Origin of the sequence: Kitasatospora sp. GAS204B, from assembly GCF_029892155.1 — a bacterium.
GTDB lineage: Bacteria > Actinomycetota > Actinomycetes > Streptomycetales > Streptomycetaceae > Kitasatospora.
The window spans coordinates 135,024-151,494 of the sequence record NZ_JARZAG010000006.1 but is presented as its reverse complement, the minus strand read 5'-3'; the positions used below and the strand labels follow the sequence as shown (position 1 = coordinate 151,494).

General features: G+C 73.5%; 18 protein-coding genes. 5 read left to right on the top strand and 13 right to left on the bottom strand.

Annotated elements, in window-relative coordinates; all coding sequences use genetic code 11:
• Window positions 1-395: 395 nt before the first annotated feature.
• On the bottom strand, window positions 396-884 hold the full coding sequence (locus P3T41_RS10580) for a tyrosine protein phosphatase (RefSeq protein ID WP_280689404.1): 489 nt from the start codon (window positions 882-884) through the stop codon (window positions 396-398).
• Window positions 885-952: 68 nt separating this feature from the next.
• Window positions 953-1,534 carry a hypothetical protein gene (locus P3T41_RS10575; protein WP_280689403.1) on the bottom strand — a complete coding sequence of 194 codons (582 nt, stop codon included), beginning with the start codon at window positions 1,532-1,534 and terminating at the stop codon, window positions 953-955.
• Window positions 1,535-1,556: 22 nt separating this feature from the next.
• On the opposite strand from P3T41_RS10575, the gene P3T41_RS10570 reads away from it, so the two are divergent.
• Entirely contained in the window at window positions 1,557-1,799 is a 243-nt protein-coding gene (locus tag P3T41_RS10570) for a hypothetical protein (protein WP_280689402.1), read from the top strand.
• Window positions 1,800-2,443: 644 nt separating this feature from the next.
• Window positions 2,444-2,695 (top strand): preprotein translocase subunit SecE, encoded by a 252-nt coding sequence (gene secE, locus P3T41_RS10565; protein ID WP_280689401.1) that lies wholly within the window; start codon window positions 2,444-2,446, stop codon window positions 2,693-2,695.
• A 53-nt stretch (window positions 2,696-2,748) separates the two neighbouring features.
• Here secE and P3T41_RS10560 read toward each other — a convergent pair whose 3' ends face one another.
• The 5 genes from P3T41_RS10560 to P3T41_RS10540 form a co-directional block, all read right to left on the bottom strand.
• A complete protein-coding gene (locus tag P3T41_RS10560; protein WP_280689400.1) occupies window positions 2,749-2,964 on the bottom strand; it encodes a DUF4287 domain-containing protein in 216 nt (71 codons plus the stop codon).
• An 88-nt stretch (window positions 2,965-3,052) separates the two neighbouring features.
• Window positions 3,053-4,336: a cytochrome P450 gene (locus P3T41_RS10555; protein WP_280689548.1), complete on the bottom strand. Its 1,284-nt coding sequence runs from the start codon at window positions 4,334-4,336 to the stop codon at window positions 3,053-3,055.
• Window positions 4,337-4,594: 258 nt separating this feature from the next.
• Window positions 4,595-6,130, bottom strand: coding sequence for a CHAD domain-containing protein (locus P3T41_RS10550; protein WP_280689399.1), 1,536 nt, complete (start codon window positions 6,128-6,130; stop codon window positions 4,595-4,597).
• A 435-nt stretch (window positions 6,131-6,565) separates the two neighbouring features.
• Entirely contained in the window at window positions 6,566-7,471 is a 906-nt protein-coding gene (locus tag P3T41_RS10545; RefSeq protein WP_280689398.1) for a lysozyme, read from the bottom strand.
• 245 nt (window positions 7,472-7,716) lie between these two features.
• Window positions 7,717-8,172, bottom strand: a complete 456-nt coding sequence (locus P3T41_RS10540) for a MarR family transcriptional regulator (protein WP_280689397.1) — start codon at window positions 8,170-8,172, stop codon at window positions 7,717-7,719.
• A gap of 102 nt (window positions 8,173-8,274) precedes the next feature.
• Between P3T41_RS10540 and ribA the strand changes: the two genes are divergently transcribed.
• Window positions 8,275-8,940, top strand: a complete 666-nt coding sequence (gene ribA, locus P3T41_RS10535; protein ID WP_280689396.1) for a GTP cyclohydrolase II — start codon at window positions 8,275-8,277, stop codon at window positions 8,938-8,940.
• Between the two features lie 98 nt (window positions 8,941-9,038).
• Window positions 9,039-9,539 carry a VOC family protein gene (locus P3T41_RS10530; RefSeq protein WP_280689395.1) on the top strand — a complete coding sequence of 167 codons (501 nt, stop codon included), beginning with the start codon at window positions 9,039-9,041 and terminating at the stop codon, window positions 9,537-9,539.
• Between the two features lie 20 nt (window positions 9,540-9,559).
• Here P3T41_RS10530 and P3T41_RS10525 read toward each other — a convergent pair whose 3' ends face one another.
• On the bottom strand, window positions 9,560-10,372 hold the full coding sequence (locus P3T41_RS10525; RefSeq protein WP_280689394.1) for a DNA-formamidopyrimidine glycosylase family protein: 813 nt from the start codon (window positions 10,370-10,372) through the stop codon (window positions 9,560-9,562).
• Window positions 10,373-10,427: 55 nt separating this feature from the next.
• Window positions 10,428-10,976: a hypothetical protein gene (locus tag P3T41_RS10520; RefSeq protein WP_280689393.1), complete on the bottom strand. Its 549-nt coding sequence runs from the start codon at window positions 10,974-10,976 to the stop codon at window positions 10,428-10,430.
• A gap of 233 nt (window positions 10,977-11,209) precedes the next feature.
• On the opposite strand from P3T41_RS10520, the gene P3T41_RS10515 reads away from it, so the two are divergent.
• Window positions 11,210-12,604: an NADP-dependent succinic semialdehyde dehydrogenase gene (locus P3T41_RS10515; RefSeq protein WP_280689392.1), complete on the top strand. Its 1,395-nt coding sequence runs from the start codon at window positions 11,210-11,212 to the stop codon at window positions 12,602-12,604.
• Window positions 12,605-12,645: 41 nt separating this feature from the next.
• Here P3T41_RS10515 and P3T41_RS10510 read toward each other — a convergent pair whose 3' ends face one another.
• The 4 genes from P3T41_RS10510 to P3T41_RS36910 all read right to left on the bottom strand — a co-directional run bounded on the left by P3T41_RS10510 (window position 12,646) and on the right by P3T41_RS36910 (window position 16,446).
• Window positions 12,646-12,774, bottom strand: coding sequence for a hypothetical protein (locus P3T41_RS10510; protein WP_280689391.1), 129 nt, complete (start codon window positions 12,772-12,774; stop codon window positions 12,646-12,648).
• Window positions 12,775-12,965: 191 nt separating this feature from the next.
• Complete coding sequence (locus P3T41_RS10505) at window positions 12,966-13,784, bottom strand: VOC family protein (RefSeq protein ID WP_280689390.1); 819 nt, start codon at window positions 13,782-13,784, stop codon at window positions 12,966-12,968.
• Window positions 13,785-13,923: 139 nt separating this feature from the next.
• A complete protein-coding gene (locus P3T41_RS10500; protein WP_280689389.1) occupies window positions 13,924-15,324 on the bottom strand; it encodes a class II fumarate hydratase in 1,401 nt (466 codons plus the stop codon).
• A 105-nt stretch (window positions 15,325-15,429) separates the two neighbouring features.
• Entirely contained in the window at window positions 15,430-16,446 is a 1,017-nt protein-coding gene (locus P3T41_RS36910; RefSeq protein ID WP_348533640.1) for a universal stress protein, read from the bottom strand.
• Window positions 16,447-16,471: the final 25 nt, after the last annotated feature.

The window sequence follows — 16,471 nt, the reverse complement described above, 5'->3', positions numbered from 1 at the left end:
GTGGGCGCACGCCAGGGTGCGAGTGACGACGGATCACGAATTGAGAAGTGACGGCCAGGACTTCAGGCACTGGGACTTCGGGTACTGGTAGGCGGTCACCGGAAGTGAAATGGCCATGAAATACCCGGGTCAAGCCGACACGCGCCCACCCGGTTCGGCATTCCGCCCGACCGGCTCAACTGAATGACCGGTCAAGGCCGCTCCATTGACCCGTCCGAGGAAGAGAGGGAAGTTGGGCTCCACACGGCCCGTCCGGGAGCCGCCGAGCAACGAATGATGACGGCTGACGACACGTCACCGACCGTAGACCGTAGGAGCTCAGGGCGACCCATGCCATCAGGCGGCGCGCCCGGAGTCGCCCATTTCAATCCCCGGTCATACCTGAGAGATTGTCATCATGCCTGCACGGGAACGTAGTTCGTCCACTCACGCTGCTCGGCGGTGTCCGGGACGGCGAGCCCGCGGGCTCGTTCGATCCGGCGCCAGGCGGTGTCGGCCGCCGTGCCGTTGAGGATGAGGAGCGCGGCGGCGAGCAGCGAGGAGCGTCCGATGCCGGCCCGGCAGTGGGTGACGACGTGCGCGCCGTCGGCCAGTTCGGCGGCGAGTTGCCGCAGAGCGGGCAGGATCGCGGGAAGGTCCGGCACGGTGCGGTCGGGGATGGGTATCTCGACGAACCGCAACCCGGCCGCCGCGGCCGACCGGGGTTCCTCGGCAAGCCCGAGCTCCTCGCGTTCGGGCTCGGTGAGGGCGCAGACCAGGATGGCGACGCCGGCCGCCTTCAGCGCCGCCATCTCGTCGTCCAGCCAGTCGTTGCCACGCGGCCTCGCCATGGTGCTCAGCCGGCCCGGGCCGGGGTGGTCGACGGTGAAGAGGGTGGGTCGCATATCAGCATGACTTTCGGTCAGTTGGTCAAATGATGATCGGACGGCGGGCGGCGGACGGTGTACCCGGCTCAGCGAGACGCTCGAGAAGGCAGTCGAGCGTAGTACTGCCGTCGTGCGCCGTCTGCCACCGCCCCCGGGGCGTCGACGCGGCCGCCGTCCCGGCCGAGCAGCAGCCGGCCGGCACGCGGCACCGGATGGGCCAGCACGGCTCGCGGCGGTTGTCCGGCCGGGTCACGGTGAGGGCAGGCGGCACGGGAGCGGTCCCGGCCATCAACCGTGGGCGGATCCGTGAGCAGAGGGTACGTGGGAATGGGCGCGACCGGCGGGGCCTGGCGCCGGCCGGTGGCGGCTTTGGTCGTGACGACAGGTTGCCTGGCCGGTCTGTCGGCGTGCAGCAGCTCCTCCGGACACCCGGCCACGGCGTCGTCCAGTACGCCGTCCTTCTCACCGGCGACGGCCTCGTTCTCGGGGTCCACTCCCTCCGGACTGGGATCGCTCGCCTCCTCCGCCCAGGCCTCCGTGTCGGCCGCGGTCTCCTCCGCTTCCTCCGCGGCCGCGTCCTTCGGGGCGTCGGTCTCCGCGGCGGCTGCCGGGGCCCAGGCCTCTGCCTCGGCCGCGCTGGCGACCACGGCCGGGAGCGGCAACGCCATCGGGGACATCACCCTCACCGGCGTGCCGACGAGCACGACCGGCGGGCTGACGGCGGTGGTGGTGAACATCACCAACAGCGGTTCCAGCGCCGCCTCCTACGCGGTGCGGATCGACTTCACCGACGCCTCCGGCACCCTGGTGGACAGCGACGTGGTGGGCGCCCAGAACCTCGGGCCGGGCCAGCGGGCAGCGCCCGTCGCGGTCAGCACCAAGTCCGCAGGGGCCGCACTGAACCCGAAGGTCGCGACCGCGCAGCGCTACTGAGGCACCAGTTGGGGGGACGGATCCGCGGTACCTGGGGGATCTCAGCGGACTGTTCGACCTGCTCGCCCACCCAGCACGGCCTGCCGCACCATCCCCGGTTCCTGGGGGGTGGTGCGGCAGGCCGTGCTGCGTCGAGGTCGAGGACCGCCGCGTGGCGCTCGCCGAGCCCCAGTGGACCATCAACCTGTGCGGAGGCCCGCTCGCGGGCATCCTGCGGGCCTCTGACGGCTCGCCCGGGCAGAGCGGGGCGCGTTCGGTGGGCAAGGCACGGGGGACGGGGGCTTCCTCCGGCTGCGTTTCGGGATCGGGCGACCGCCCAAAGGCCGGGCGATCGGCGCGTTCGTCCTCCAGGAGTTCACCCGGACCGACCAGTCGGCGCTGAGCGACCTGGTGACGCGCTGCGCGGGCGCCGCCGAGGCACCGGGGGTGGGGGGTCTGAGCAAGGCACAGAACGGGCTGCACGCCGCACAGACGCCGCCGAAGGACCTGCCGCAGACCGCGAACCGGCGGTGACCGCAGGCCCACGCCCCTTTTCGCCGCGCGGCTTCCCGAGTAGAGGCTTCCCTGTTCGTCCGTACGCTGGAAGCCAGGACTCAGACACCTCCCGCCGGTTCCGGAGGCGTCCAGGGGAAAGGCGTCGGCGCATGGCTGGACCTACCACCCGTGAGCGGGGCAAGTCATCCTCGCCGAAGGGGCGCGGCGTGCGCGGCCTGCTGGCGCGGATGTCGCTGTTCTACCGGCAGATCGTCGCCGAGCTGCGCAAGGTCGTCTGGCCGACGCGCTCCGAGCTGACGTCCTACACCGGCGTGGTACTGACCTTCGTGGTCGTGATGGTGATGCTCGTCTACGGCCTCGACGTGGCTTTCGCTCACCTCAGCTTCTCGATCTTCGGTTAGGGACCGCCGGGCCCCGCCCCCGCCTGCGTGCCCGAACGCCGCCGTCCGACGCCTCAGTCGGACGGCGGCTTTTCGGCGAGGGTGTGCGCCACGAGCGCGTTGGCGTGGCCGTGCCCCAGCCCGTGCTCGGTCTTGAGCCAGCCGACGAGCTCCATGTGCCGGGCCAGCGGCGAGGAGCGGATCAGGTCCTTCCACTCCGTGACCGGACGGCCGTACTTCTTCTCTATCGCAGGAAAGTAGCTGGCAGGGCCCTTCACCGGGTCGGCCATGTCCGTGCTCCCATCTGTCTGGCGTAACCGGCACGATATCCGGCGGAGAACTGGACTGCCCAGTACTCTCCCGCTCACCGACGCCTCCTCACCCGCCGACGGCGGGAGGCGTGAAAGTGAAGGCCAGCGAGCGGACGCGGTGGTCGAAGTTCGACGGGACGATCTCGGGGGCGGCGGTCGAGCGGATGTCGGGCAGGCGACTGAAGAGTTCGCGGTAGAGGGCCTTCATCTCCTGCCGGGCCAGGTGGGCACCGAGGCAGAAGTGCGGACCACCGCCGCCGAAGGCGAGCTGCGGGTTGGGATCCCGGGTGATGTCGAAGGCGTCGGGATCGGGGAAGACGGACTCGTCCCGGTTGGCGGCGGCGTAGCAGAGCAGGACCTGGTCGCCTCGGGCCAGCTGGGCGCCGCCCAGCTGGTGGTCGGCGGCCAGGGTGCGGCGGAACTGGATGATAGGGGTGGCGTGGCGGAGGATCTCGTCCACCGCGCCGTCCAGCCGGCGTTCGGGCTCGGCCAGCAGCAGGGCCCGCTGCTCGGGGTGGGTGCTCAGCAGGTGCAGGCCGTGGGCGAGCGCGTTGCGGGTGGTCTCGACGCCGGCCACCAGGAGCAGCGAGAAGAAGGCGCCGAGCTCGCGACCGGTCAGGCCACGCCCGTCGAGGTCGGCGCCGACCAGCGCCGAGATCAGGTCCTCGGTGGGGTGGCGGCGGCGCTCGCAGCCCAGCCGGGCGACCAGCCGCTGCAAGCGGGCCAGCGCCCGCAGGCCCTGCCCCGGCAGCCGGATCCGCTCGCGCAGCGGGCGGTGCACGCCGGTGTGCTCGGAGGCCTGGTCGATCTGGCGCAGGATCAGCGGGCGGTGCTCCTCGGGGATGCCCATCATCGCGCAGATGACCTGGAACGGGAGCTGCGCGGCGACGGCGGGAACGAAGTCCGCCGGGCGCTCGGCGATCACCCGGTCGACGATCCGGGCGGCGGTGGCCCGGATGTCCTCCTCGACCCGGGCGATCAGGCGCGGGGTGAAGGCGCGGGCGACGATCCGGCGCAGCTGGGCGTGACGCGGATCGTCCAGGTTGACCATGGAGTCGCCGAACAGCAGGCGGACCCAGCGGGCCGGCTCGGGCGTGGTGACACCGGGCGCGCTGCGGAAGACCTGTGGGTTGCGGCTGGCCGCGAGCACGTCGGCATGGCGGACCAAGGCGTGGAAGCCGCGCTCGCGGCGCAGCGGGCCGGCGGGGCGCTCGACGAAGTGGACCGGCGCGGGGAGGCTGCGCAAGTGGCGGAAGGCGGCGGCCCGTTGGGGGTCGGGGAGGCGCCAGAAGGCGGGGGCGGCCAGGTCGAGCCACGGCGGCAGCGCGGCCGGCGCGATCGCCGACGGGATCTCTGCTGGGGCGCTCGGCGGAGCAGGGCTCGGCACCGCGGGCGGGCGCGACACGCTTGCCTCGGTGTGCAGTTGGTCGGACACGTGGACCGCCTCCTCCCCGGCCCCGGATCGTGACGGGGCGTCAAATAGCGGACACCACAGAGTAGCAAGGGAAAGATTCGGCCGCATACGACCATTCGAGTGGTCCGGCCTCCGCCACGTCGCCGGACGCCTCCGGGGCGGCCGCATCGGGACCGGCCGGGACCGCCACGGACCTCAGCGCAACCTGGTCAGGCGCCGCTTGCGGGCCCGGCGCCAGGCGGGACCGGCCGCCGCCAGGGCGGCTGCCGCCGCAGGGCGTTGCGCGGCGTGCAGGACGCCGTAGCCGAAGGTGTTCTCCCCCTCGGCGTGCGCCTCGGCCGCGAGTTCGGGAAGCAGCTGCTCGGCCAGTACGGCGTCCTGGTAGCCGCCGAGGGCCTCCTGCAGGGCCCGCATCCGGCGGGCCAGCCGGGCGGCGGGGATCGGGCCGGCCAACTCGGCGGTGTAGCGGGCGCGTTTGGCCGCCTTGCGCGCCGCGTGCAGCGCTTCGTCACGGCCGGGGCCGACGGGGCGGGCGAGGGCCAGGCGCATCCGGCGGTCGACGCGGCGCTGTTCCCGGCGCAGTAGCCGCTCGAGTTCACCACGGCCGTGGCGGGCCCGGCGGCGCAGCGGGGGGCGGTCGGCGATCCACCGGACGGCATCCAGGAGCTGGAAGTAGCGCTCGCTGTCGAGGACTTCGCGCACCTGCCGATAGGCGGCCGCGTAGCGCCGACGGAACCGGGCGGCCAGCTCGGCGGCCAGCTGCTGCGGTGCGGCGGCCGACGGCAGCTGGGCGCAGGCCTCGGCGAGGCGTTCGCCGGTGGCCTCGGCATCCCGGGCCAGGCCCAGGACCTGTCCGAGCCAGCGGAGTTCGTCGGCGGTCCGGCCTGCCCGGCTGCCACGGAGCAGCTTCTGACCTGCCGTCAGGGCGCTGCGCAGCCGACGGCAGCAGACCCGCATCCGGTGGACGGCATCCGGTTCGTCGCGCCGCACCGCCGCGTCCAGGGCGAGCAGTTCGGCGCACTGGGTCCGCAAGTAGCCGGCGAGGGCCGCGCCTGCCGTGCCGGCGGCGGGCTTGCGGGCGGGTCCGGCGCCGGTCCTGCGGACGCCGGCGCGGGCGAGCAGGTCGGTCGGCGTGCCGCCGGGCGCGCTGGCGAGACCTTGGGCGCGCAGCTGCGCGTCGAGGACGGCCAACAGCCGGGGGCGGCCGTGGACCAGCCGGACCTCGGTGCCGGTCCAGCCGGCCAGCCGCCCCGGGCCCGGGTTGGCACTGAGGGGTTGGGCCAGCGTCTCGGTACGGTCGAGTTCGGCGAGCGTGCGCCCGGCTCGGTCGCGCAGCAGGGTGCGGCTGCGGCGGATGCGCAGCCGCAGGACTGGGCGCGGCGTGCGGCCACCGGCGTAGGCGCGCAGCTGGTCGGCGAGTTCGACCGGGACGGCCGCGCCCGGTGGGGCGTGCCGCTCGGTGCCGTCCGGCAGGGTCAGGCGCCAGTCGGGGTCCGGGCCGCTGAGGGTGCGACCGTGGGCGAGTAGGCGCAGGTCGGGCGTGTCGTGGCAGACCAGGACCGTCTCCTCCGCCTCGCCGTCGACGATCTCGGCCACCTTCGGCAGGGCGCCGCGACGCAGCGGTGCGGCCGGCACGCCCTGGTACGTCCGAGCACTCTCGGTACGCGGACCGCGGGACCCGTGCGAGCTGTGCGAACCGTGCGACTTGTGCGACCTTTGCGGATCGGCCATGGGACCAAGCTTCGCGCTTCCGCGCCCGACCTGCACCCTTCTCCCGGAGCGCCGGATCGGCCTGGCATGATGCGCTGGCACGGACGCCGCCGGCCGGGGTCCGCCCGGGCACGAGGACGGGGGACCGGAGATGGCCGAGCGCGAGTCCCGAGCCACGCGCCGCACGAAGGCACCCGAGGAGCGGGCCTGGGGCGCCGGTCCGGGCAGGCCGCCGAGCAGCTGGGCCGGAGCCCCCGGGTTCGGGCAGCGGGCGGCGCGGCCGCCCTGGACCCGGCGGATCCGGCGGGTGACGGGAACGGTCGGCGCGCTCTGCTGCGGGCTGCCGCCGGCCACCGGTGCGGTCACCTTGACCGCCATGGCCGTCGCGAACTGGCCGAGCGCGGGGGGCACGGCTCACGCCCTGCCCCCCGCGCTCGCGCCTGGTTGCGGTGCCGATCAGCCTGCCAGCGCCTGCAGGCGGCTGGCGTCACCGTTGAAGTAGTCCTGGTCGCCGGGGAAGGTCCCGGCGTCCGAGTACTGCCAGAAGGTCTGGTAGGACCAGCCGTTCGGCAGGGTGCCCGGCGAGCTCGCGTAGCGGGCGATCCAGAGCGGGTCGGTGGTGCCGAAGCCGCCGTTGTTGCCGGTGCAGGTGCTCCACCAGTCGGTGGTGGTGTAGATCGTCGGGTACCGGCCGGTGAGCCTGGCGACCGTGTTGCCGAAGTCGTGGATCCAGCTCACCATCGCGCTCTGGCTGAGGCCGTAGCAGGTGGCGCCGTAGGGGTTGTACTCGATGTCCAGGGCGGGCGGCAGGGTCTTGCCGTCGGCCGACCAGCCGCCGCCGTGGCCGACGAAGTAGCCGGCCTGGGTGGCGCCGCTGGAGGCGTTGGGCAGCGCGAAGTGGTAGGCGCCGCGGATCAGGCCGGCGTTGTAGCTGCCGTTGTACTGCTGGGCGAAGTACGGGTTGGTGTAGCCGGTGCCCTCGGTGGCCTTGACGTACGCGAACCGGGCGCCGTCGGCGGCGGCCGTGGACCAGTTGACGTTGCCCTGGTAGCTGGAGACGTCCAGGCCGGGGGTCTGGGTGACCAGCGGCTTCGGCGCTCCGGCGGGGCCTCTGCCCTCGTGGGCGACGACGGTGGACCCGGCGTAGTCGCGCTCGGGGTGGCTGGGCTGGAAGTCGCGCCCGGCGGTGTCGGCGTGGGCGGGGACGGCGACGGCCGTCGCCAGCAGCGCGGCGGCGACCGTGGCGGCGGCGCGGACCGCGTGGCCGGAGGCCCGGCCGGGGCGGGCGAGGCGTGCGGGGCGGGCGAGGTGCGTGGGGTGAGCCGTGCGGGCCGTGCGGGAGAAGCGGGCAGTACGGGACATGTTCGCTCCTTGTGGCCTGGCAGGGATGAGTACCACCGATGCGAAAACGCGGATGTCGATGCACACGTACCAATGATTGGCATCACCGCGCTGGGCGAGCGTAGCGGCCAACCCGCCGACCCCGCTAGAGAACTGACGTCTCGTCAGCGAGAGGAGGCCCACCAGGACCCGCGTAGACCCGATCGCGCCACCGGGCGTTCACCCACCGGCCCATCCGAGCCCCGTGAGCCCGCCCGGCCCGCCCGTCAGTCGCGCAGTCGGCGGGCCACCTCACCCAGCGCCTCGGCGACCACCGCGAGCTGCTCGCGGTCCAGCACGTCGATCAGCGCCGCCCGCACCGCCCCGACGTGCCCGGGCGCCGCAGCACGCAGCACCTCGCGCCCGCGCTCGGTGAGGCAGGCGAAGACCCCGCGCACATCGCTCGGACAGGACCGCCGCCCGACCAGCCCCGCCTTCTCCAACTGCGCGACCTGGTAGCTGAGTCCACTCTTCGAGGTGACCACCCGGTCGGCCAGCTCGGCCATCCGCAGCTCACCCTCGGGGACGGCGGAGAGGTGCACCAGGATCTCGTACTGGGTGTGCGAGAGCCCGGAGTCGTCCTTCAGCTGCTGCTCCAGCCGACGCGCCACCAGGCTGCTCGCCGCAATGAAGCCGCGCCAGGCCGCCATCTCCTGCTCGTCGAGCCACCGGGTCTCTGCCATGCGTCCAAGCGTATCCGTATTGTTCAAATTTGAAGCGTGCCGCCCGGGTGAGGTACCGTGGCATTGGGCTTCAAATTTGAACTACTTCTGCGGAGACCCTCCATGACCAGTCCCGCTCCATCCGTCCCGACCCTACCGCCGCCCGCCCGGGTGCGAACCAGGGTCCGGGTGCCACTGCGGTTCGGTGACGGCTTCCGCGTCGAGGCCGATGTGGTGACCTTCCACGACCTCGCCGACGGCGCCGAGCACCTCGCACTCGGCCTCGGCGACCCGCGGGCCACCGCCGCTCCCCTGGTGCGCGTGCACTCCGAGTGCCTGACCGGCGACGTGTTCGGCTCGGCGCGCTGCGACTGCGGCCCGCAGCTGCGCGAGTCGGTGGAACAGATCGCCGAGCACGGCGGCTACCTGCTCTACCTGCGCCAGGAGGGCCGTGGCATCGGCCTCTACAACAAGCTCGACGCCTACGCCTTGCAGGACGGCGGCCTCGACACCTACGCCGCCAACGCCGCCCTCGGCCTGCCCGAGGACGCCCGCGACTACACCGCGGCCGCCCAGATGCTGCACACTCTGGGGGCGCCCAGAGTCAACCTGTTGAGCAACAACCCCGCCAAGGCCGCCCAACTCGGCGCGCTCGGCATCACGATCACCCGCCGGGTGCCGACCGGGGTGCACGCCTCCCCCAGCAACCTGCACTACCTGCGCACCAAGGCCCGGGGCACGGCGCAGACCCTCGGCCACGGCCTGGTCCTGCAGCCCGAGCACGCCTGACGCAGCCCCGATCACGTAGCCCCGATCACGCAGCCCCGACCACTCGAACACCCCCGCAGCCCCACTGCGAAGGTTCACCCCGAAAGGCAGGGATCACCATGCCCGTCCGCCGCCTCAACCACGCGGTGCTCTACATCCGCGACGTGTCCCGCGCCGTCGCCTTCTACACCGAGGTCCTCGGCTTCCGGGTGGACGTCGAGATGCCGGGCCGGGCCGCCTTCCTCAGCTCGCCCGACAGCCTGAACGACCACGACCTCGGGCTCTTCGCGGTCGGCGCCCAGGCCCCGGGCCCGCAGCAGGGCCGGGTCGGGCTCTACCACCTGGCCTGGGAGGTCGGCACGCTGGGCGAGCTGGCCGAGATCGGCCAGAAGCTGACCGAGCGCGGCGCGCTGGTCGGCGCCACCGACCACGTGGTCTCCAAGTCGTTCTACGCCAAGGACCCCGACGGCAACGAGTTCGAGGTGATGTGGCGGGTTCCGCGCGAGGACTGGCCCACCGACGACGAGCAGCACGGCCTGCGCGGCCTCGACTTGGCGAGCGCGATCGAGCGCTGGGGCGCCGACCTGGTCACCGGCGCCGCGGCGGGCTCCGCGACCTGAGTCCCGGGTCAGGCTCTGGGTCAACCGTCGGCCGGGCTCGGACCGCGCTGGCAGCTCGGGCACCAGAACGCCACCCGCTGCTGCGGCTCGACCCCCTGCCGCGCCGTTCGGACCCGGGCACCGCAGCGCCGGCAGGGCCGCCCCGCCCGACCGTAGACCCAGTGGCTGCGGTCCGGGCGCGGCTCACCGGTGGTGACGTGCCCCGGGCGCAACCGGTTGGCGTACAGCAGCCGGTGCGCCAACGCCACCAGGCGCTCGGGGGCGGGCAGTTCACCGAACGGCGTCCACGGGGTCACCCCCGCCATGAAGCACAGCTCGTTGGCGTACACGTTGCCGATCCCGGCCAGGTTGCGCTGATCGAGCATCGCCTCGCCGGTCGGCCGCTCGGGTGCGGCGGACAGCCGCCGCACCGCCTCCCCCGCGCTGTCGGCCGTCCAGTCGGCGCCGAGCAGGTCGGGGCCCAGGTGGCCGACCGCCTCGGCCTCGTCTGCGGTGCGCAGCAGTTCCACCACCGGCAGCCGGTAGCCGACCGCGGTCTGCGTGGTGGTGCCGAGGACGGCGCGGATCTGGTGCGCGGGGCCGCCGGTCCACCGCTCGCCTGCGGGGTAGAGCTGCCAGCGGCCGTCCATCCGCAGGTGCGTGTGCAGGGTCAGCCCGCCCTCCAACCGGGTCAGCAGGTGCTTGCCGCGCGGTACCACCTCGTACACCTGACGACCCGTCAGGTCGGCGGTGGCGTGCGCCGGGACCCGCAGCTCGGCAGTGGTCAGCCGGTGTCCGGCCAGGGCCTGGTGCAGCTGGGCTGCGGTGCGGAAGACGGAGTCACCCTCGGGCATGCCCCCAGCATGCACCCGCGCGGTGCCGCCGGGGGCCCGGGCCGTGCGGCCCGCCTCAGTCCTCGTCGGTGGCGACGATCACCACGGCATGGCCGTTGCCGATGCCGACCACGGCCGCGTCGAAGGTGGCTTCGGTGACCGGCGTCCAGGAGCGCTTGCCACCATTGCCTTCCCAGTAGGCCGCGAAGCCGTTGGCGCGCCAGTCGGCATCCGGACCGAGCAGTGTCACCAGCGCCCCGGCGACGGCGTCGGCCAGCGGGCGCAGCGGGCCGTCCACGCTGCCGTGGGTGTAGGCGAGGGAGCGGAGCAGCGTAGCGGCGATCCACGGCGGCGCCTCCGGCGGCGGGATGCGCCTGCTCAGCGCGGACCCCACCTGCTCGGGGCTGCTCGGGCCACCGTGCCCGTGCTCGCAGTCCCCGCAGTGCGGCGCGAGCAGACCGGTGGGGGCCAACACGTCCCAACAGAGCTGCCCGTGGCCCCGACCGTCGTCCGGCCCGAGGTGGACGACCCGGTCCCCGTACTCGGCCAGCTCTCGCAGCCGGCCGCCGAGGTCCGGGTCCGGCCCCAGGTCGTACGGCGGCGGCGTCTCGAACGACAGGTTCATGTCGGCCTCTTCCTCCATCGGGTCGGGTCCATCCTGTCCGATGGGCGCGCACGGCCGTACCCCCGGGGTCCGCGCGCTGATCCGACCGGATCCGCACGAGAAGGCCCAGGGCCTGTCCGCCCCGCGGCGTCAGCCGCTGGTGTCGCAGCCGACAAGATCGGCCGGACAGGCCCTAGGCTCGACGCGAGCGGGCCGGGCCCGATGCCCGCGCCCCCGCACCCAGGAGGCGACCGATGGCGATCGCGACCGTGAACCCGGCGACCGGAAAGACCCTGCGGACCTTCGAACCCTACCCGGCCACCGCCGTCGAGCAACGACTGGCCCGGGCCGAACAGACCTTCCAGCAGTACCGGTTGACCGACTTCGCCCACCGGGCGCAGCTGATGCGCCGGGCCGCCGAGTTGCTGGACGCCGACCGGGAGACGATCGCCCGGCTGATGACCACCGAGATGGGCAAGCCGCTGACCGCCGCTCGTGCGGAGGCCGCCAAGTGCGCGAAGGCGATGCGCTGGTACGCCGAGCGCACCCCCGCCCTGCTGGCCGACGAGCACCCCGCGGCCGAGGACGTGGCGGACGCCGGGGCCGCCCGGGCCTGGGTGCGCTACCGGCCGCTGGGGGTGGTGCTGGCCGTCATGCCGTGGAACTTCCCACTCTGGCAGGTGATCCGGTTCGCGGCACCGGCCCTGATGGCGGGCAACGTGGGGCTGCTCAAGCACGCCTCCAACGTCCCGCAGACCGCGCTCTACCTGGAGGATCTGTTCCGCGGCGCCGGATTCCCGGACGGCTGCTTCCAGACCCTGCTGATCGAGTCCGGCGCGGTGGCCGAGGTGCTGCGCGACCACCGGGTGGCGGCGGCCACGCTGACCGGCAGCGAGGGCGCGGGACGGGCAGTGGCCGCGGTGGCCGGCGACGAGGTGAAGAAGACGGTGCTGGAGCTGGGCGGCAGCGACCCCTTCGTGGTGCTGCCCTCGGCCGACATCGCGGCCGCCGCCCGCACGGCGGTCACCGCACGGGTGCAGAACAACGGGCAGTCCTGCATCGCCGCCAAGCGGTTCATCGTGCACACCGCGGTGTACGAGGAGTTCAGGATCGCCTTCACCGCGCGGATGGTGGCGCTGCGGATCGGCGACCCGATGGACGAGGCCACCGAGGTCGGGCCGCTGGCCACCCGGCAGGGGCGCGACGAGCTGAGCGAGCTGGTCGCGGACGCGCTGGCGCTGGGGGCCGAGATGGAGTGCGAGGTGGAGGTGCCCGACCGACTGGGCGAGGGCTGGTACTACCCGCCGACCGTGCTCAGCGGGATCACCGAGCAGATGCGGATCCACCACGAGGAGGCCTTCGGCCCGGTCGCAACGCTCTACCGGGCCGACGACCTGGAGCACGCCGTGCGGCTGGCCAATGACACGCCGTTCGGCCTGAGTTCCAACGTCTGGACCACCGATGCGGCCGAGCAGGAGCGCTTCGTCCGCGACATCCAGGCGGGCGGCGTCTTCTTCAACGGGATGACCGCCTCGCACCCGGCGCTGCCGTTCGGCGGAGTCCGCCGCTCCGGCTACGGGCGGGAGCTGTCCGGGCACGGGATCCGCGAGTTCTGCAACGCGACCACGGTGTGGGTGGCACAGGGGTGAGATCGAGCCGACGGTCCGTCAGGCAAGAGCCTGGCGGGCCGTCAGTCCTCGCCCAGGATCGCGTACTGCTCGGTGTCGTCTACGGGTTCCACCTCCTCGACGGCGATCTGCTTCCGCACCTGCTCGTTGCGGTGGCCCGGCTCGCCCGGGGTGGTGACATCGCGTTCCATCCTGCCTCCTCGGCTCGTTGATCTTGAAGGATCGTGAGCCGAGCGGTACCCGGGCCGGCCACTGGCAAACGGGTCCAGCCCAGGGTTCGCCCGAACGGCGGCACCCCGAACCACGGCTCCCCGAACCACGGCACTCCGAACCGCGTCGCCCCGAACCGCGTCGCCCCGAAGCGCGGTCCGTGGCCGACAGGTCAGCTCGCCGCCGGGCGGCTGATCAGCGAGAACCGCCCGCCCTGCGGGTCACGCAGGTGTGCCACCCGCCCGTACGGGGTGTCCAGCACCTCGCCCAGCACGTCGGCGCCGAGCCGGTCGGCCAGCTCCACCGCCCGGTCCGCGTCGGCGGCCGAGAAGTAGACGTTCCAGGTCGGCCGGGCCTCGGGGTCGGTGGCCACGGCGAGCGCCGCCACGCTGCGCCCGCCGGTGCGCAGCACCACCCGGTCGTGCTCCCAGCGGACCTCCAGGTCCTTCGGGTCGCGGTTGTCCCAGGCGAAGACCTCGCCGTAGAAGAGCGCGGCGGCGAACGCGTCCGTGGTGCGCAACTCGATCCAGACCGGCGCGCCGGGGATCGTGCTGTGCACCGGGCCGGAGTCCCTCGGGCCCTCCCAGATGCCGAACGGCGCGCCCGCCGGGTCGGACGCGATCGCCAGCCGACCGGCGTCGAAGCCCAGCGGGCCCACCGCCACCGTGCCGCCGCGGGCACGGACCCGTTCGGCGATCGCGTCGGCGTCCTCGGTGCCGAAGTAGCTGGTCCAGGCGACCGGCAGCTGGAGGTCGACCGAGGAGCCCAGCCCGGCCACCGCCACACCGTCGACCATCGCGCGCTTGTAGGGGCCCCAGCGATGCGGGCCCGGGCTGAAGGACCAGCCGAGCAGCGCTCCGTAGAACTCGGTGGCGGCGTCCAGGTCGGCGGTCATCAGGCTGACCCAACTCGGCAGCGCCGGCACGCAGCGCACCGCCGCGCCCTTCGCCACGCCGCTCGCGTCCGCCCCGCCGGCCGCTGCCTCGGTCATCGCTGCGCCTCCTCGCTGCCCGGCCGTGCTGGCCCGGCCGGTCTGGATCCGACCGTACCCGTACCACGGCCCCGTCGCACGGACCCCGTCCGCGCGGGCGCGGCCGTGCGGACGGGCGCCGCCGGGCACCGGCCCTCTCTTACGGGTGGGTCATCCGCAGCACGTCCAGGGCCTCGTCGAGCTGGGCCTCGGTCAGCAGTCCGCGCTGCAGATAGCCGCGTTCGAGGACGACCTGACGGATCGTCTTGGACTCGGCCAGTGCCTGCTTGGCGACCTTCGCGGCCTCCTCGTAGCCGATGTAGCGGTTGAGCGGGGTGACCACGGAGGGCGAGGACTCGGCGTACTCGCGGGCCCGCTCGACGTTGGCGGTGATGCCGGCCACCGTGCGGTCGGCCAGCAGGCGGGCCGCGTTCGCCAGCAACCGGATGGACTCGAGCAGGTTGCGGGCGATCACCGGGAGCATCACGTTCAGCTCGAAGTTGCCGCTGGCGCCGGCCATCGCCACGGTGGCGTCGTTGCCCACGACTTGGGCGGCGACCATCGCGACCACCTCGGGGATCACCGGATTGACCTTGCCCGGCATGATCGAGGAACCCGGCTGCAGGTCGGGCAGGTTGATCTCGCCAAGGCCCGTGCGCGGCCCCGAGGCCATCCAGCGCAGGTCGTTGACGATCTTGGTGAGGCCGACCGCGACGGTCCGCAGCTGGCCGCTCAGCTCGACCAGCGAATCCCGGGCGCCCTGGGCCTCGAAGTGGTTGCGGGCCTCGGTCAGCGGCAGCCCGGTGGACCGGGCCAGCTCGGCGATCACGGCGGCGGAGAAGCCGGGCGGGGTGTTGATGCCGGTGCCCACGGCGGTGCCGCCCAGCGGCAGTTCGGCGACCCGGGGCAGGGTGGCCCGCAGCCGCTCCTGGCCGTAGCGGACCTGCGCCGCGTAGCCGCCGAACTCCTGACCGAGGGTGACGGGCGTGGCGTCCATCAGGTGGGTGCGGCCGGCCTTGACCACCGTGGCGAAGCCGGCCGCCTTGGCCTCCAGCTCGGCGGCCAGCTGGTCGAGAGCGGGCAGCAGGTCCTCGGTCACGGCGGCGGTGGCGGCGATGTGGATCGAGGAGGGGAAGACGTCGTTGGAGGACTGGCTGGCGTTCACCTGGTCGTTGGGGTGGACCGGCCGGCCCAGCCGCTCACCCGCAAGGGTGGCGAGCACCTCGTTGGTGTTCATGTTGGAGGAGGTGCCCGAGCCGGTCTGGAAGACGTCCACCGGGAACTCCGCGTCCCAGCGGCCCTCGACCACCTCGGCGGCGGCCTGCCGGATCGCCTCGGCCACCGGGGCCTCGACGATGCCCAACTCGGCGTTGACCTTGGCGGCGGCGGCCTTGATCCGGGCCAGCGCGGCGATGTGGGCCCGGCCCAGGCGCTGGCCGGAGACCGGGAAGTTCTCCACCGCGCGCTGCGTCTGCGCCTGCCACTTCGCGGCGGCGGGGACCTTCACCTCGCCCATCGAGTCGTGCTCGATCCGGTACTCGCCGCTCTGCTGTGCGCTCATCGCACTGCCACCTCCATCAGGCACCACCCGTCAGGTCGACCACCTTCGGGTTCCACGGTGCACAGCTCCCCCGGGCGCCCCGCTATTTCCGCTCAGCCGTGCGATTCACTCCTTCGGGGAACGCGGCTCGCCGCGGTAGGTGCCGAAGTACCAGTGGTTGCCCTCGGGGTCCCGGGCCGAGAAGTCCCGCGAGCCGTAGTCGGTGGTGTGCGGCGGGCTGACGATCTCGGCGCCGGCGGCCTTGGCCCGCTGGTGCAGCGCGTCCGGCCGGTCGGTCACCACGTAGCAGGCGAACGAGCCCGGCTGCGGCTGCCACGCACCGCCGGGGTTCTGCCGGGCCGAGCCGAGCATCAGGCCGCCGCCGAGCGGCCAGGCGAGCTGGGCGTGCTCGACGAAGTCGCCCTCGCCGTAGACCACCACCTCCTCGAAGCCGAACGCCTCGGCCAGGAAGCGGATCAGCCCGCGGGCGTCGTTGGCCCGCAGCGAGGGCCAGACCTGCGGCGCGGGGGCGCCGGGGGCGGGCGGTGCGACCCCGGCGTGCTGTTCGGGAGCGTTCTCGGCCGTGTTCGAAATGGCGCTCGAAGCGGCGTTCGCAGTGGTGCTCATGACGGTGTCCTCGGGAGTGCTCTGGAAGGTGTCCGCGCGGCCGGCGGTGGGATCGGTGATGGTGCCGCGATCGCCGCGGACGACGACCACCGGGCAGGCCGCGTGCTGGACGCAGTGCTGCCCGACCGAGCCGAGCAGCGCCCCGGTGAAGCCGCCGGCCCCGCGGTGACCGACCACCAGCAGCGACACGTCCTCGTCGGCGGCGGCGCGCAGCAGGACCTGCGCCGCGGTCCCCTCCTCGGCCCGGCGGCGGATCTCGACCGCGGGCCGCTCCCCGGCCACCTTCGCCACGTTCTCGGCCAGGGCCTGGACGGCGAGTTCGCCGAGCTTCGCCTGCTCCGCCGCCGGGACCGTGCCACCCTGCCCGGAGAACGGCGGCTGCCAGGCCAGCACCGCCTCCACGATCGCGTCGGCCTGCCCGGCGTAGCGCAGCGCCCAGCGCAGCGCGCGTCTGGACTGCTCGGAGCCGTCGACGCCGACCACGACCCTGGCTCCGGCCACCTGTCGTCGCGCCATCGTCTTCCCCTTCCAGGTGTACGTC

Excerpts from the sequence above, each read along its gene's own strand:
- P3T41_RS10505 (WP_280689390.1), bottom strand. The coding sequence starts at position 13,784 with ATGACCGAGGCAGCGGCCGGCGGGGCGGACGCGAGCGGCGTGGCGAAG.
- P3T41_RS10515 (WP_280689392.1), top strand. The coding sequence starts at position 11,210 with ATGGCGATCGCGACCGTGAACCCGGCGACCGGAAAGACCCTGCGGACC.
- P3T41_RS10510 (WP_280689391.1), bottom strand. The coding sequence starts at position 12,774 with ATGGAACGCGATGTCACCACCCCGGGCGAGCCGGGCCACCGCAACGAG.
- P3T41_RS10560 (WP_280689400.1), bottom strand. The coding sequence starts at position 2,964 with ATGGCCGACCCGGTGAAGGGCCCTGCCAGCTACTTTCCTGCGATAGAG.
- P3T41_RS10520 (WP_280689393.1), bottom strand. The coding sequence starts at position 10,976 with ATGAACCTGTCGTTCGAGACGCCGCCGCCGTACGACCTGGGGCCGGAC.
- P3T41_RS10575 (WP_280689403.1), bottom strand. The coding sequence starts at position 1,534 with ATGGCGTTGCCGCTCCCGGCCGTGGTCGCCAGCGCGGCCGAGGCAGAG.
- P3T41_RS10545 (WP_280689398.1), bottom strand. The coding sequence starts at position 7,471 with ATGTCCCGTACTGCCCGCTTCTCCCGCACGGCCCGCACGGCTCACCCC.
- P3T41_RS10540 (WP_280689397.1), bottom strand. The coding sequence starts at position 8,172 with ATGGCAGAGACCCGGTGGCTCGACGAGCAGGAGATGGCGGCCTGGCGC.
- P3T41_RS10525 (WP_280689394.1), bottom strand. The coding sequence starts at position 10,372 with ATGCCCGAGGGTGACTCCGTCTTCCGCACCGCAGCCCAGCTGCACCAG.
- secE (WP_280689401.1), top strand. The coding sequence starts at position 2,444 with ATGGCTGGACCTACCACCCGTGAGCGGGGCAAGTCATCCTCGCCGAAG.
- P3T41_RS36910 (WP_348533640.1), bottom strand. The coding sequence starts at position 16,446 with ATGGCGCGACGACAGGTGGCCGGAGCCAGGGTCGTGGTCGGCGTCGAC.
- ribA (WP_280689396.1), top strand. The coding sequence starts at position 8,275 with ATGACCAGTCCCGCTCCATCCGTCCCGACCCTACCGCCGCCCGCCCGG.
- P3T41_RS10530 (WP_280689395.1), top strand. The coding sequence starts at position 9,039 with ATGCCCGTCCGCCGCCTCAACCACGCGGTGCTCTACATCCGCGACGTG.
- P3T41_RS10500 (WP_280689389.1), bottom strand. The coding sequence starts at position 15,324 with ATGAGCGCACAGCAGAGCGGCGAGTACCGGATCGAGCACGACTCGATG.
- P3T41_RS10580 (WP_280689404.1), bottom strand. The coding sequence starts at position 884 with ATGCGACCCACCCTCTTCACCGTCGACCACCCCGGCCCGGGCCGGCTG.
- P3T41_RS10550 (WP_280689399.1), bottom strand. The coding sequence starts at position 6,130 with ATGGCCGATCCGCAAAGGTCGCACAAGTCGCACGGTTCGCACAGCTCG.